Raw genomic sequence first — 13242 nt, 5'->3', positions numbered from 1 at the left:
GAGTAAAAGATTATGCAGACCAGAAACAAAGTATTAAGTGCCACCGCCTGCCTATTGATAGTTGGACAGACCGCCATGGCCCAGGATGACCGCGAGCAGCAGGCGCAAAAAACCGAAGTATGGGAGCCAGAACCAAAGGTGGTCAGTGCACCATTAAATGCCCCGCCATCAGATGCAGTGGTGTTGTTCGGTGGCGATTCCCTGAGCCAGTGGCTAAGTGTTAAAGGCGGTGAGGCGCCTTGGCAACTGACCGACGGGGTGATGACCGTCGCCCCAGGTAGCGGCGATATTCGCAGCAAAGCAGAATTTTGTGACGTGCAGTTGCATCTGGAATGGCGCGTTCCTGAGCCTAAGCCCGATATGCAGGGGCAGCAGCGTAATAACAGCGGGGTATTTCTGCAGCAGCGCTACGAAATTCAGATTCTCGATTCATTCGAGAATCGCACCTATAGCAATGGCCAGGCCGGGTCACTGTATAAACAAGCCATACCGCTGGTAAATGCTATGCGTGAGCCAGGGCAATGGCAAAGCTATGACATTATTTTTAAGGCCCCGCGTTTCGAGGGCGACAAACTGACCCAACCAGGTTTTATTACCGTGCTGCATAATGGCGTGCTGGTGCAGAATCACACCCAGATTCAGGGTGATACGGTATGGCTGGGTGAACCCAGTTACACCGCCCATGGCTGTGCCCCTATTCAACTTCAGGATCACGGCAATCTGGTTAGTTTTCGTAATATCTGGGCAAGACCATTATGACGACCCAAAACAATGTCATCCTCAACAGACGTAGCCTGCTTAAAGGCTTGGGTGTTGTACTTGGTGCTCAGTTTGCCAGTCAGTTAGTGGGTGGCTCAGGCTTATCTGTTGCCATGGCGTTTCAGCAGGACAGCGCGCAGCGACAGTTACAACTGTTAAGTGAAAGACAGCTTAAAACCTTAGCCAGCATGGCTGACCTTATCATTCCGCAGACAGATACGCCTGGAGCCCTGGCCACAGACTGCCATTGGTTTGTAGACAATCAGCTCAAGCATTGCTTTGACAGCGATGAACAAGCTGTTGCCACGGTGATTCTCAACAAAATAGATACAGTGGCGCAGGGCCAGTGGGGCAAGGCCTTTTATCAGGGCGAGCAAGCTGGGCAACTTGCTTTGTTAACCGCACTTGAAGCAGCCGAAGGCCCTTTTACCCAAGCTGATACCAAGGCGTTTAAAATGCTTAAAGCCCTAGTGGTATTCGGTTTTTTCACCAGCAAGGTAGGTATGACACAGTTGCTTGCTTATGACCCGGTCCCCGGCGGTTTTAAAGGCTCGGTGCCTTATGCTTCGGTGGGAAAAGCATACAGTGGCGGTTACCCGTTTTAAGTGAAGGCTTAACAGATGCAAGAGAATATTGTGCAAAGCACTGATGATGAGTTTGACGTTCTGATTGTCGGCTCTGGGGTGACCGGTGGCTGGGCGGCCAAGGAATTCTGCGAGGCCGGTTTTAAAACCCTGTTGATTGAACGTGGCAGGTTAGTTGAACACCGAAAAGACTATACCACTGAGGGCAAAGGTCCCTGGGAATACCCGACCCGCACCGTGGCGGAAAACATACTGGTAGACCAAACCCAGGCTATTCAAAAACAGTGTTATGCCTTTAACGACACCAGCAAGCACTTTTTCGGCAATGATCGTGACCTGCCCTACAGCACGGAGCCGGGTACCAGCTTCAGTTGGATCCGCGCTAATCAATTGGGCGGCAAGTCGCTGCTTTGGGCACGCCAGACTTTCAGATTCAGTGAATATGATTTCACTGCCAATGCCAAAGACAACCAGGGTATCGACTGGCCTATCCGCTATCAGGATCTGGCTCCCTGGTATGACTATGTAGAAAAATTTGCCGGTATTTCCGCAGCTCAGGATAAGCTGCCGCAATTGCCCGACAGCATTGCCCAACCGGCCTTTGAATTAACTAAACCTGAGCTGGATTTTCAGACCAGTCTGGCTGAGCATTTTCCAGATAAACCTATGGTGGTGGGGCGCTGCGCTCATCTAACCCAGCCCAGTAAAATCCAGTTGGAGCTTGGTCGGGTTACCTGCCAGGCGCGCAGCGAATGCTATCGTGGCTGTTCTTTCGGTGCCTATTTTTCCACCCAGAGTGCCACCCTACCCGCCGCTGCCCGTACCGGCAATTTGCATATTGCCCCCAACAGCGTGGTACATAGTCTGATTTACGATGATGCCAAACAGCGGGTGACCGGTGTGCGGGTAGTCGACAATGACAATCTCAGCCAGCGCGAATATCGCGGCAAGATAGTGTTCTTATGTGCATCCACTTTAGGCTCCACACAAGTGCTGCTGAATTCCACCAGCAAGCGCTTCCCCAACGGCTTGGCCAATTCATCCGGCGTGCTGGGGCGTTACCTGATGGATCACAATTACAATGCCTGGGCCTCGGCCCGCATTCCAGGTTACGAGGATGAATATTACCGGGGTCGTCGGCCTACCGGTATTTACATCCCCAACTCGCATTTTGAGCCGTCCCGTTATCATAAGGACTTTAAGCGCGGTTATGCCATAGCCGGTGGAGCCACTCGCGGCAGTTGGCAAGGTATGAGTCAGCAAGATGGCTTCGGCGCCGACTTTAAACAGCGTTTGACTCAGGCTGGTCCCTGGCAAATCTGGATGGGTGCGCAAGGCGAGATGCTGCCGCAAGCGGATAACCAAGTGGGTCTGCACCCCAGTAAAAAAGACAAGTGGGGCATTCCGCAATTGCACTTTAACTGCAAATGGTCGGATAACGAGCTGAGCATGATGCAGCATGCTGCCGAGACTATGCATAAGATGCTAGAGACTGCCGGTTTCGAGTCTATCCGTTCACAGGCCACCACCGCACCTCCAGGTCTGGCCATTCACGAAGTGGGTACCGCCCGCATGGGTAACGACCCTAAACAGTCGGTGCTGAATAAATACAATCAGGCTCATGATGTACCCAACCTGTTTGTCACCGACGGAGCCAGTTTTTGTTCATCCGGGGTGGTTAATCCCACCCTGACCTTTATGGCATTGACTGCCAGAGCGGCACACTATGCCATTGACCAAGTTAAATCCGGGCGCTTGTAGCGCCAAGTGCAAAGGAAACAATATGAAAATTCGTCCATTGATGAGTGCCCTTTTATGCCTTCTCCCATTTACCGCAGCTCAGGCGGCAACAGAACTGCCCAAGATCAGCGTGCAGCTGTGGTCGGTTAAGGATGATATTAAAAGTGACATAGACGACACATTAAGCAAACTGGCTGCCATGGGCTTTGATGGCGTGGAATTTGCCGGAAACTTTGGCCCTTATGTGGAAAAACCGGCCGCCCTTAAGGCCAGGATGGATGAACTGGGTTTGGCCTGTTCCGGCGCACATATTGGCTTTGACGCCTTAAACGAAGCCAATCGTTATCGCACCCTGGCTTTTTATCAGGCCCTCAACTGCCCTACCTTGATTGTACCCTGGGACGAGCGGGCCTTCGCGGCCGAGACCGTTAAGCAAACCGTAGCCGATCTCAATGCCTTCTATCCCCTGGTCAGCGCCTACGGCCTGCATTTTGGCTATCACAACCATGCCCAGGAATTCTCTGCGGGTGGACATGGCAGCAAAACCTTATGGGACTATATTGCCGCTAATACACCAGATGATTTAGTACTACAGCAGGATGTAGGCTGGAGCTATTTTGCTGGTCACAACCCGGTCGATTATGTACGCGCCTACCCTGGCCGTACGCTGACCACGCACTACAAGGCCAAATTGCGGGACAGCGACAAAGGCAAAAAGGTCCTGATTGGTCAGGACGGTATCGACTGGCAATCCCTGCTTAGCGCCAATATTGAGGTAGGTGGCACCCATTGGTTAGTGGTAGAGCAAGAGGAATACCCTGATAACCTGACCCCCATGCAGGCAGTAGAGAAATCCAAACAAGGCCTGGATAACGAAATCAAACGTTGGAAAGCCAAGCACTAGAAGTGCGTTATAACCTTCTAGTAGCAAGCTAAACATAACGATATTGACCCACATCTCGCTTAGCGGCACATTGAGCAGCGCGCCGCCAAGCGAGCGGCAAATCACTAACTGTTCAAGTTTGCATCGCATCCAAGGAGTCTGCATGTCCCAGTTTGATAATGTGTCGGTAATACGGGAAGCCAATATCTATTTCGATGGCAAAGTCACCAGCCGTACTGTGTTGTTTGCCGATGGCACCCGCAAAACCTTAGGCGTTATGCAACCGGGCGAGTATGAGTTCTCTACCCGCGAGAAAGAGTTGATGGAAATTCTGGCCGGCAGTCTGCAAGTTAAGCTGCCAGGTGAAGACTGGCAGCAAATTAACGCTGGTCAGCAGTTTTATGTACCGGCCGATGCCGCCTTCCAGCTCAAGGTAGAGACAGTCAGCGATTATTGCTGTAGCTATCTGGCTGACTAATCCAGCGGTTGGCCAGCCCTGGCAATGGCGGCCGCTACGGCAGCCAGTGCCTGCGGGCTGTTTTTCCAGCATGTGGTCCCCAACATCGAGGCAACACGCTGTGCAATAGTTTGTGGTTGATAACCTGCCAACATGGCAAACGAATCGATACCGATTTCTTCAAATCGTTTCACTACGGTAGGTCCCACCCCTTTTACGGCCAATAAAGCTTCTCTTTCCTTCGCGCTAAACGCCATATTATTGCTCCTTTTCCTCGTCATCCGTGCTTTGTAGCTGTCCGTTAGCTTTATGATACTTACGCTCAGTCAAATGCCACAGTACCCAGGCGAAAACCAGCCCAGCCACAGGCCACACCAGCAGATGCACTAGCACCGCTTTGGAAAACCACCCGCCAGCAAACGGCTGGTTGATATACAGCATAATCAGTAGCATGGGCAATGCCCAGGCCACTCCATTGGTCAAAACAAAGCGCATTTGTCCTTTAGCGCGGGTTTGCTGCCATGCCTTGCATTCTTCCTCTTTCAATTGCTTTGCCCTCTAGTTAACTGCATGCATTGTATTCTTGATTCCACTTTGCCAGAAGTCTGTCTACACTGAACCCAACTTAATGTTCAGGAATGGAGCATGACATGAACAAACAAAAAGTAACGGGCATAGGCGGTTTGTTTTTCAGAAGCCAAAATCCTAAAGCACTGGCAACCTGGTACAGCGAAAATCTGGGCATCGACATTATGCAAGGTATCTGGATACAGCAAACCGGTCCCACCGTGTTTATGCCGTTTTCTGCAGATACGGATTACTTCCCAGCCAAGCAGAACTGGATGATCAACTTTCGCGTAGACGACCTGGATGCCATGTTGACTCAGTTGGCCGAGGCAGGCATAGCGGCCGAAACCCGGGCAGAATGGGATTCCGACATTGGTCGCTTCGCCCGTATTTATGACCCTGAAGGAAATCCCATTGAGCTTTGGCAGCCAGCCCATAGTTCCGAGTAACTTTGGGTTTCCCGCCTGTCGGTTATTCTTTGTATGGCTTTAAACCATAATCATTAGATAAGTTGGTAGAACACTGACTCTCGGCCAGGGTATCTTCCACCTGCTGGCGCATCTGCTTATCCTGTACTTCACCCAGACTGCCTTCACCATTTAAGGCCTTGATAGTACCCATAAACATGGCTTCCATTTGCTCTCGTTTAGACTTAGGGAACAAGGACCAGGCAGTATTGGACATGATACCCAGAGCGCCTTCCAACTGCTGGCCGTCAAAAATCTTATTAAAGTTCTCGGCGTTATCCAGCACTGGGACGGGTATGGGATTTTTAGTGGCATGGGAGGCCGTATCCTTGAGTGCATTCAGCAACCTTTCGAATACGTATCTGGCGCCATCCCGCTCCTTGTCACTTAGCTGCGCCACTCTTTTATCCAAATCAGCTAGCTGATTGCGCTGTTCTTCGTAGCGTCCCAACACCGGATGAGATTTGCATGGGTCCGCCCCATCATCCTTACATAACAAGGCGCATTGGTTAGGGCAACTATAGGTGCCCATACCCACTCCAAGTGTGGCGCATGACAGCTCACAACCTGGGCCTTTCTCCACCCCAGATTTACCAAACCAGCTGCGGCAGAGCGACGACGGCTCAGCCGCCTCGGCCAATGAAGCAAAAAAACTACTTAGCAGTACTAAGGTAACGACTAACTTCATACCTGAAACATCCTTGTTTATTGAGTGAGACTACTGTGGGTAAACGCTATGGTCCTGAGGGCGCAAACGGCGCTGCACACCGTTTAAAAAGTTACGCAGGATCTGGTCTTTGCATTCGCGGTAATTTTTGTGATCGGGCTTTCGGAAAAAGGCACTCAGCTCGTGCTTACTTAAACGGAAATCCACCAGTTGCATGGTCTCCAGAATATCTTCGGCCTTCATATTCAGTGCTATACGTAGCTTCTGGAAGATCACATTATTGGTCAGGCGTGGTAAGGCTTGAGGCGTCTCCCCTTCACGTTTACCGCGCTTAATATTAATCAGACCGTCCAGATAACTCCCCAACTCGGCATCGCTTAAGGCAACAAATTGCGCATCATCGTCTTTTCTCAGCCAGTTATGCAGTTGTTGAACCGACACCTTATGATCCGCCGCAGCGAACACCTCCACCATGGCATTGTCTTTAAAATCAAAGGCGTAACGGATGCGCCGTAAAATATCGTTGTTGGTCAAAATAGATCCTAATCAGTTTCAGCGTGTTCAACACAAACATGCGGGCGGCAAGTATAACAAGGCCTGTCGAATGGGTCGACGGCGGGTCGAGCTAGGCTTTTTTATGTGCCTGGGCAGGAATAGAGTTTAGCCAAGGCCATTGTCATTTGTTGCATTTGAGTTCGCAACGCCTCCGGAGCCAATACCTCCAGCTCTGCGCCTAATCGCAAAAGCTCGCTGGCACTGTGGAACACCGAACCTACCGGGATCTGCATCTGCTGCCAGCCCTGACAGTCTGGCTCGCCTATATCGATACAACGCTGCAACTGATAAGGCGATAAGAAGGCTTTCAGCCACCTTCTCCCCTGCGGCGAGATTTTCACCAATGCGGTTTGGTTGTATAGGTCATCTTCCATTCGCTGCAGACTCTGCTGCCAATAGACTGGTAAATTGAAATCAGGCGGCCGGGTGAAGTGCTCGCTGAGCACCTCAAGCTCAAGCATACGTGCAACCCGGTATGTACGCACATCCTCTTCAACCTGACCGGCCAGATACCACTGACCACTTTTTTGCACTAATCCCAGCGGGGCAATCACCCTGACGTTTTCCGCCTTCCAACTGCGATAACGCACACGAATTTTATGTTGATTGCGCACGGCATCGGCCAGGGCAGCCAAATAGGGCGGTTGATCGGCCTCACTAAACCAGGCGGGTGCATCAAGGTGAAATCTATTGCTCATGCGCTCGGCTCCACTGCGCTGAGCTGCAGGTAGTGCAGCCAACAGTTTTAACTGAGCATCAGACACCGCGCTGCCCAGCCCCAGATCGGCAGCCTGCCCCGCGAGCCCCAACATAAACAAGGCTTCAGCTTCATCACCCGACAAGCCGTTAAGCTGTGTACGGTGCCCGTCTACCAGTAAATAGCCACCTTCCACGCCGCGCTCACTGTAAACCGGGATCCCTGCGCTGCTCAGCGCATCCATATCCCGATAAATAGTGCGCACAGAGACCTGACATTCGTCAGCCAACTGCCTGGCGGTGACCCGGCCTTTCGCCTGTAAAGTAATGAGAATGCTCAGTAAGCGGCTGGCACGCATATTTAGTTTTTAAACCTGACATAATCTGACAGGTATGGTGCCTTATTTTATCTCTGCTGCCACCCCTTTGGCTGATAAAACTTAAACAGGAGAGAAAACATGTCATCAGATGATCTGACCTTTTACCATGCCCCTCAGAGCCGATCTTCGGTCTCGCTGACCTTACTCGAAGAGCTGCAGGCCCCCTTTGAACTTAAACTGATTAACATTAAGGCCGGAGAACAGCGCCAACCCGACTATCTGGCCATTAACCCCTTGGGCAAAGTGCCAGCTCTGGCACACAAGGGCAAAATCATCACCGAGCAAGTGGCGATATTTTTGTACCTGGCTGACTTATTCCCCGAGGCCAAACTGGCCCCAGCCTTGACCGACCCGACCAGGGGTGAGTATCTGCGTTGGATGGTCTATTACGCAGCCTGTTATGAGCCGGCCATGGTAGATAAATTTATGAAACGCGAACCGGCTCCCCAGTCAGTGTCGGTATACTGCGATGAATACAGCATGCTGGAAACCATACTCACGCCGTTGCGTAGTCGTCCCTACCTCTTGGGTGACGAACTGAGTGCGGCGGATATTTTATGGGGGAGTTCTTTTGCCTGGGGTTTGATGTTCGATATGCTGCCGCGTCTACCGGTATTGACTAGCTATGTTGACAGAATTTGCAATAGAGCTAGCGCCCTGAAAGTGCAAAAACAAGATGAAATCTGGGCTGCGGAGCATCAGGTGCTGGCGGATAAACAGCAGGCACAACCGGCGTAAGTAGAAGGCTTGCTATGATTCACCAGCTTTAAGCGGACAGGAGGCGGGCTGATGTTCTTTGCTGCAATGCGGGATATCGGCCTGTGGCTTTTTCTCCAGCATGGTGACAAAAGTCTTGCCGTCAACGGGTTTAGAAAACAGGTAGCCCTGATAAATATCACATCCCTCGGCATCCAGTATTTGCCGCTGCGCTTCGGTTTCAACGCCTTCAGCCACAGTCTGCAACTTAAGGTTGCGTCCCAGTTGAATAACGGTGCGCACTATCATGTGCTCTCGAGAACCGACCTCACAATGTTCAACAAAACTCTTGTCGATTTTCAGCACATCCAGCGGCAGTCGAGCAATTTGACTCAAGGATGAATACGCGACACCAAAATCATCCAGTGACAGCCTAACCCCCAGCGCTTTTAAACGCTTAAACACCGCGATGTTATCGTCTGGATTTTCCATCATCCACCCTTCCGTCTGCTCAATCTCCAACCACTCAGGTTGACAGCCAGTACGACGAAGTATGTGCTCTAAACTGGAGATAAAATCCACGTGAGCCAACTGCTGGGGGGACACATTCACTGAAATACGGTCCAATTGATAATGTTGTTTCCACTCCACTATTTGTTTGCACACAGACTCCAGCACCCAATTACCGATATCGATGATCAAATGGCTTTGCTCGGCAATGGGAATAAACTCAACCGGACTGATGGCTCCCAGTTTTGTGTGCTGCCAGCGCAGCAACACTTCGGCACAATCGACCTTGCTATCAGCAAAAGCCACTTTTGGCTGATACACCAAATGTAACTCATTCTTTTCGATGGCCCGTTTAAGATGATTTTCCAGCTTGTAGCGGCGTAAATTGTTATTCAGCAATTCATTATCAAACAGGCTATAACGCTGCTTACCCTGACTTTTTGCCCGGTACATAGCCATATCAGCATAGCTAAGCAATGACTGTAGCTCCTGAGCATGTTCGGGATAACAGGCCATACCGATACTGGCTGAGATATAAAAGGATTTGTTCTGTAACCGATAAGGCTCCGCAGACTGGCGTACAATTTGGTCTGCTAGGTCTTGCGTCTTTTCCCTCAGGGCATCCTGCTGGTTTAGCAACAAGGCAAATTCGTCTCCCCCCAAATGAAAAAGCTGACAGTAAGGGCTGGTTAAAAGACTCATGCGACTGGCAACCAACACCAACAATTGATCACCAATAGCGTGTCCCAGCTGATCATTAATACGTTTAAAGCCATCCAAATCGACCACCAGCAGCCCAAAAGAAAGATTGGCTTGCATTAATTGGTCAACACATTCAATTAGCCGTTTGCGATTGGGGAACTTGGTTAAATCATCGGTGCGACTTTCCTGCCAAAAGCGCTGCATCTGTTTAACCGCTTTTTGTTGAAAGTAGGTCATTACAGTGGCAAAGCTACTGATTACAATGAGTTCCGATACATCCTCTAACAACTCGGCTAGCGCATAGTTTGGCACGCTGGGCAAATAAGCACTGAGCAGTAAAACAGCAATACCTATGGGATAGAAACTCCCAGGATAGATAAACAGATAAAGCAGGGGGATAAATAAATAAGTCTCTTCCAATACTTCCACATCCAGCGGAAAAACAATCCCCACAACGATAATGATTAGGACAGAAAGCAGACTGGCGGCGTGTTTAAGCCAGGAGGTCGTCGAGTAATAGCCAAGGCCAACCAATAACACAAACAACCAATAGCCACTTTGAGCCAGTGAATTCTGCGGCAGCGTCAGCAAAAGCAAACAGGTAGTGGTCAAAAGCCCTGTAAAAAGCGCCGGCATTAACCAACGCCGGAAAGAATCATTCAGCTTCATCAATACGCTTAATCCGACCTTTTGCATACCTTAAACGAATTTTGTCAGACAAAGAACCTCTTGTTACAAACATTTGAATTATTTATCTTTTTCCACTAATTTCAGGCCAAGATGGGCCTACCGGCTAATGCCCTCCATCTTTACCCATCTGCTCTATGTATTTGACAAATACCCCACTTAAGAACTTTTCGGAATCGAAACCCAGGCGTTTCGCCACAGCCGACACTCGAGCATCGCTGCGCATTAGCACGTTCTTGGCATATTCCAGGCGATAGTGGTAAACAAAGGCACGAAAGTTACGGTTTAACAGCTTACGAGTGGCGATTGCCAGGGCGCTGGGATTCACCTCAGCCAGCTCAGCAAACTCTTTGATCCTAAGGCCAATAATCTTGTACGCCTTGTGATGAATCATGGCTTTCTCTGCACGATGTAAAACCTCCTGCAAATAGGCTTCGCTGTGATGAGGTTCTGAGAGCTGTTTATAGTCCAGCGGAGAAGGTGAATACCGCCGGGACTCCATCAATGTCATGCTTAGGGCAATAAACAGAAAGTAATAGCCAAGATGAATAAATTCCCGCCAGTGGTCAAAAGGTAACAAGTCAAAAGCCACCAGCATGGTCAGCACTAAACTGACAAATGCCAGCATAATCAAACCACCGAATAACTTCACTGCCACCGACATACGGTAGAAATGCACATCAACCACCTGATCAGACAAATGTGCCTGGTAATCACTGATCTTCTGTTCGACGTTAAAAGCAAGGAACAACACCATGAAATGACACAAGGCCAGGTAGGCATAGAGCGGCCAGTAGGCGGCTAAATTCCCGAGCAAAGGCTGCTGTAACAATTGTAGCTTATGCTCCAATGGCATCAGCAGAAAGGGGATCTGCAGTAAAACCGCCAATGACATGCAGGCCCAAATCGGCCAAATCAGATAACGGCCTTTTTCCAACACGGTTTTAGCCACAGCCAAAACCAATAAGGCGGCGACAATTACCGGCATACCATTAAACAACCCTGCCAGAAAAGCCCAACGGGATTGACTATCAAAGGACAGTATCAGTTGATCAGTCAGCAAAGTGGGCAGGAAGAGTATGGCGATCAGTAATTCCTGCGCATGCGGTAAACGGCTATAGCGCAGCCAGATAAATAGCAACGGAACCAGCCACAATGCCAACGCTGCCAGCAACAGAATTTGAGTTTGACTTAATAGCATGCATGTTCCATTGGCCTGGTATGTATCAACCAGGCCGTTCAGCACATCAAGGTTTCCAGTAGGGTTCCATTTTCAGTGCCGCCTTGCGACTTTGTTCCATCACGTCCAGCAGATGGGCCATCTTGTCTTTGCACCAGATCAGTAATTCGTCCTTGTCTTGCACATCGGCCACATCTAACTCAGACTTTAGCAGATGCAAAGCGTTAAGCTCATCTATGCCATCGATGATATCTAACCAGGGTGCGCGGAATTGATCGCGGTGTTCAGGGCTGAATAAACCCGCTAAAAACAGGCCATTAAACAAAGTCTGGCGCAACAGAGGTTCACTGGAAATATAATTCTGCGCGCTAAACCTCTTTTTACGAGGCATGCTTTGGCTGATGGTAAACCAGCCCTGTGCCAGCCACCCTCTCGCGTGCTCCTGCACCGGCGAAGACCAGGCATTGCCGCTGGCTCGCCAGGGTTGCTCAAATGCCAACGCAGCTAAATCAACCTGTAACTGGCCACTTTGCTGGCGTTGAATCAAGTTGTCTGGTTGATACTGGAGTAACAAACCTTCGTAACGCCCGCGCAGGTAACTAAGTAACTCCTCACTTTTCGCCAAGCGTTTACGAAATGGACCCTTACGGGAACGTAGCGTCTTAATCGCCAGTAAGTTTTCAGCCCAGTACCAGTCGTTATTTAACTGTATCAGCCGGGTTTGCAATTCCAGTAATGCGTCGCACTGTAGCATTGGCAAATACAAACTGATGGCTTGCGATACCAGTTGAATACCGGCGCGTATACCGGCCAAAGCTCTGGGCTTTTGCGTTTCCAGATAGCATTGCTCATGGTACTGCCAATAATCCAAGCCATAATGCACGGCCTTTATAAAAGCCTGCTCCAATGAGTCAGACTCCTGCAATACCAGGAAATCCGGCAACGGCTTGGGTGTTAACTCCTGACCCGCCGCCAGCAAATAGCCACGAGCAGCCTTACTAAACGCGCCAAGGCGCAGCGGCATCAGCTCACTCAACTGTCTGGCCAACACAAATATCTCGCCGACATCACCTTTTTTCAGCTCGATTTCTATTTCATTGATTGGCTGCTGATGGGACGCCGTCGCCACCTGGCCTTTGTCATACACCAACTCCAGTTCTGTCCCACTTTCAAACACCAATTCGATGGCACAGCGTTTAAAATGGGTAGTAAAGAGTGGCACCAGGGCAGACTGTAAGGCCGCGACAGAAACACCGTCGGGAAAAATGCTGGATTCAAATAAACTCAGATCGGGATATTGGTCTGACAGCTCAACATTGTATTCGGGGCGTTGATGCAATCCTCCCTGGATCTGTCCGGCGGTTTTCAAGGTTTGTTGAAAGCGCCCATCCCGGCCACGCACCCTAAACCCCATATCCATGCCACGCAATTGTTTATCCGGGGTGTCATAGTAGCGATTGGATAGCGCCATCTGACGGCATGAGCTTTGTGCCTGCAGCCCAGGCAGTAGCTGACTTTGCAGCAGTTCGACCACATCAAGGTCACCGCTGACCAGCAATTTCAATTCTATTTCAGTTTCCATGTATACGAATTAGGAACTCGCCAAACCCCAACCTTAACCCTATTGCGGCCAACTTGGCAATTGACCAATCACACCAATCACTTGCCTTTGCGAAGTGCAGGCCATACCATCTAAAAAATTTACAACCCGG

At 50.1% G+C, this 13242-nt stretch carries 15 protein-coding genes; 7 read left to right on the top strand and 8 right to left on the bottom strand.

All coding sequences use genetic code 11. From position 1 onward, the window contains the following. Window positions 1-12: 12 nt before the first annotated feature. The 5 genes from KJY73_RS01690 (at window position 13) to ppnP (ending at window position 4444) form a co-directional block, all read left to right on the top strand. A complete protein-coding gene (locus KJY73_RS01690) occupies window positions 13-759 on the top strand; it encodes a 3-keto-disaccharide hydrolase (protein WP_214339656.1) in 747 nt (248 codons plus the stop codon). After that, window positions 756-1364, top strand: coding sequence for a gluconate 2-dehydrogenase subunit 3 family protein (locus tag KJY73_RS01685; RefSeq protein WP_214339654.1), 609 nt, complete (start codon window positions 756-758; stop codon window positions 1362-1364). Before KJY73_RS01690 ends, KJY73_RS01685 begins: the two co-directional genes overlap by 4 nt. A 15-nt stretch (window positions 1365-1379) precedes the next feature. Continuing rightward, entirely contained in the window at window positions 1380-3104 is a 1725-nt protein-coding gene (locus tag KJY73_RS01680; protein WP_214339652.1) for a GMC oxidoreductase, read from the top strand. Between the two features lie 22 nt (window positions 3105-3126). Continuing rightward, on the top strand, window positions 3127-3987 hold the full coding sequence (locus KJY73_RS01675; protein WP_232848365.1) for a sugar phosphate isomerase/epimerase family protein: 861 nt from the start codon (window positions 3127-3129) through the stop codon (window positions 3985-3987). A gap of 142 nt (window positions 3988-4129) precedes the next feature. Continuing rightward, window positions 4130-4444 (top strand): pyrimidine/purine nucleoside phosphorylase, encoded by a 315-nt coding sequence (gene ppnP, locus KJY73_RS01670; RefSeq protein ID WP_214339650.1) that lies wholly within the window; start codon window positions 4130-4132, stop codon window positions 4442-4444. Here the strand turns inward: ppnP and KJY73_RS01665 are convergent. Continuing rightward, window positions 4441-4680 carry a helix-hairpin-helix domain-containing protein gene (locus KJY73_RS01665; RefSeq protein WP_214339648.1) on the bottom strand — a complete coding sequence of 80 codons (240 nt, stop codon included), beginning with the start codon at window positions 4678-4680 and terminating at the stop codon, window positions 4441-4443. The genes ppnP and KJY73_RS01665 overlap by 4 nt on opposite strands. Window position 4681: 1 nt before the next feature. Beyond that, window positions 4682-4969, bottom strand: a complete 288-nt coding sequence (locus KJY73_RS01660) for a hypothetical protein (protein ID WP_214339646.1) — start codon at window positions 4967-4969, stop codon at window positions 4682-4684. Window positions 4970-5073: 104 nt separating this feature from the next. Here KJY73_RS01660 and KJY73_RS01655 point away from each other — a divergent pair, with 104 nt between their 5' ends. After that, entirely contained in the window at window positions 5074-5439 is a 366-nt protein-coding gene (locus KJY73_RS01655) for a VOC family protein (protein WP_214339644.1), read from the top strand. A gap of 22 nt (window positions 5440-5461) precedes the next feature. Here KJY73_RS01655 and KJY73_RS01650 read toward each other — a convergent pair whose 3' ends face one another. From KJY73_RS01650 to KJY73_RS01640, 3 genes are all read right to left on the bottom strand, one after another. Continuing rightward, on the bottom strand, window positions 5462-6145 hold the full coding sequence (locus KJY73_RS01650) for a hypothetical protein (RefSeq protein WP_214339642.1): 684 nt from the start codon (window positions 6143-6145) through the stop codon (window positions 5462-5464). Window positions 6146-6175: 30 nt separating this feature from the next. Beyond that, entirely contained in the window at window positions 6176-6658 is a 483-nt protein-coding gene (locus KJY73_RS01645; RefSeq protein WP_214339640.1) for a YehS family protein, read from the bottom strand. A 101-nt stretch (window positions 6659-6759) separates the two neighbouring features. After that, complete coding sequence (locus KJY73_RS01640) at window positions 6760-7734, bottom strand: helix-turn-helix transcriptional regulator (protein ID WP_214339638.1); 975 nt, start codon at window positions 7732-7734, stop codon at window positions 6760-6762. Between the two features lie 99 nt (window positions 7735-7833). Between KJY73_RS01640 and KJY73_RS01635 the strand changes: the two genes are divergently transcribed. Beyond that, window positions 7834-8493 carry a glutathione S-transferase family protein gene (locus tag KJY73_RS01635; RefSeq protein ID WP_214339636.1) on the top strand — a complete coding sequence of 220 codons (660 nt, stop codon included), beginning with the start codon at window positions 7834-7836 and terminating at the stop codon, window positions 8491-8493. A gap of 12 nt (window positions 8494-8505) precedes the next feature. Here the strand turns inward: KJY73_RS01635 and KJY73_RS01630 are convergent, their stop codons facing one another. The 3 genes from KJY73_RS01630 to KJY73_RS01620 form a co-directional block, all read right to left on the bottom strand. Continuing rightward, window positions 8506-10332, bottom strand: a complete 1827-nt coding sequence (locus tag KJY73_RS01630) for a putative bifunctional diguanylate cyclase/phosphodiesterase (protein WP_214339634.1) — start codon at window positions 10330-10332, stop codon at window positions 8506-8508. A 124-nt stretch (window positions 10333-10456) separates the two neighbouring features. Continuing rightward, window positions 10457-11551, bottom strand: coding sequence for a helix-turn-helix transcriptional regulator (locus tag KJY73_RS01625; RefSeq protein ID WP_214339626.1), 1095 nt, complete (start codon window positions 11549-11551; stop codon window positions 10457-10459). A 46-nt stretch (window positions 11552-11597) separates the two neighbouring features. Continuing rightward, window positions 11598-13112, bottom strand: coding sequence for a CYTH domain-containing protein (locus KJY73_RS01620; protein WP_214339624.1), 1515 nt, complete (start codon window positions 13110-13112; stop codon window positions 11598-11600). Window positions 13113-13242: the final 130 nt, after the last annotated feature.

The sequence above is a fragment of the Bowmanella yangjiangensis genome (assembly GCF_018531185.1).
Taxonomy (GTDB): domain Bacteria; phylum Pseudomonadota; class Gammaproteobacteria; order Enterobacterales; family Alteromonadaceae; genus Bowmanella; species Bowmanella yangjiangensis.
Note: the sequence above shows the minus strand (reverse complement) of the source record. Positions and strands in the feature narration are given on the sequence as shown.

Bases quoted from the DNA above. Each gene is read 5' to 3' on its own strand.
- KJY73_RS01690 (WP_214339656.1), top strand. From the start codon at position 13: ATGCAGACCAGAAACAAAGTATTAAGTGCCACCGCCTGCCTATTGATA.
- KJY73_RS01685 (WP_214339654.1), top strand. From the start codon at position 756: ATGACGACCCAAAACAATGTCATCCTCAACAGACGTAGCCTGCTTAAA.
- KJY73_RS01680 (WP_214339652.1), top strand. From the start codon at position 1,380: ATGCAAGAGAATATTGTGCAAAGCACTGATGATGAGTTTGACGTTCTG.
- KJY73_RS01675 (WP_232848365.1), top strand. From the start codon at position 3,127: ATGAAAATTCGTCCATTGATGAGTGCCCTTTTATGCCTTCTCCCATTT.
- ppnP (WP_214339650.1), top strand. From the start codon at position 4,130: ATGTCCCAGTTTGATAATGTGTCGGTAATACGGGAAGCCAATATCTAT.
- KJY73_RS01665 (WP_214339648.1), bottom strand. From the start codon at position 4,680: ATGGCGTTTAGCGCGAAGGAAAGAGAAGCTTTATTGGCCGTAAAAGGG.
- KJY73_RS01655 (WP_214339644.1), top strand. From the start codon at position 5,074: ATGAACAAACAAAAAGTAACGGGCATAGGCGGTTTGTTTTTCAGAAGC.
- KJY73_RS01650 (WP_214339642.1), bottom strand. From the start codon at position 6,145: ATGAAGTTAGTCGTTACCTTAGTACTGCTAAGTAGTTTTTTTGCTTCA.
- KJY73_RS01640 (WP_214339638.1), bottom strand. From the start codon at position 7,734: ATGCGTGCCAGCCGCTTACTGAGCATTCTCATTACTTTACAGGCGAAA.
- KJY73_RS01635 (WP_214339636.1), top strand. From the start codon at position 7,834: ATGTCATCAGATGATCTGACCTTTTACCATGCCCCTCAGAGCCGATCT.
- KJY73_RS01630 (WP_214339634.1), bottom strand. From the start codon at position 10,332: ATGAAGCTGAATGATTCTTTCCGGCGTTGGTTAATGCCGGCGCTTTTT.
- KJY73_RS01625 (WP_214339626.1), bottom strand. From the start codon at position 11,551: ATGCTATTAAGTCAAACTCAAATTCTGTTGCTGGCAGCGTTGGCATTG.
- KJY73_RS01620 (WP_214339624.1), bottom strand. From the start codon at position 13,112: ATGGAAACTGAAATAGAATTGAAATTGCTGGTCAGCGGTGACCTTGAT.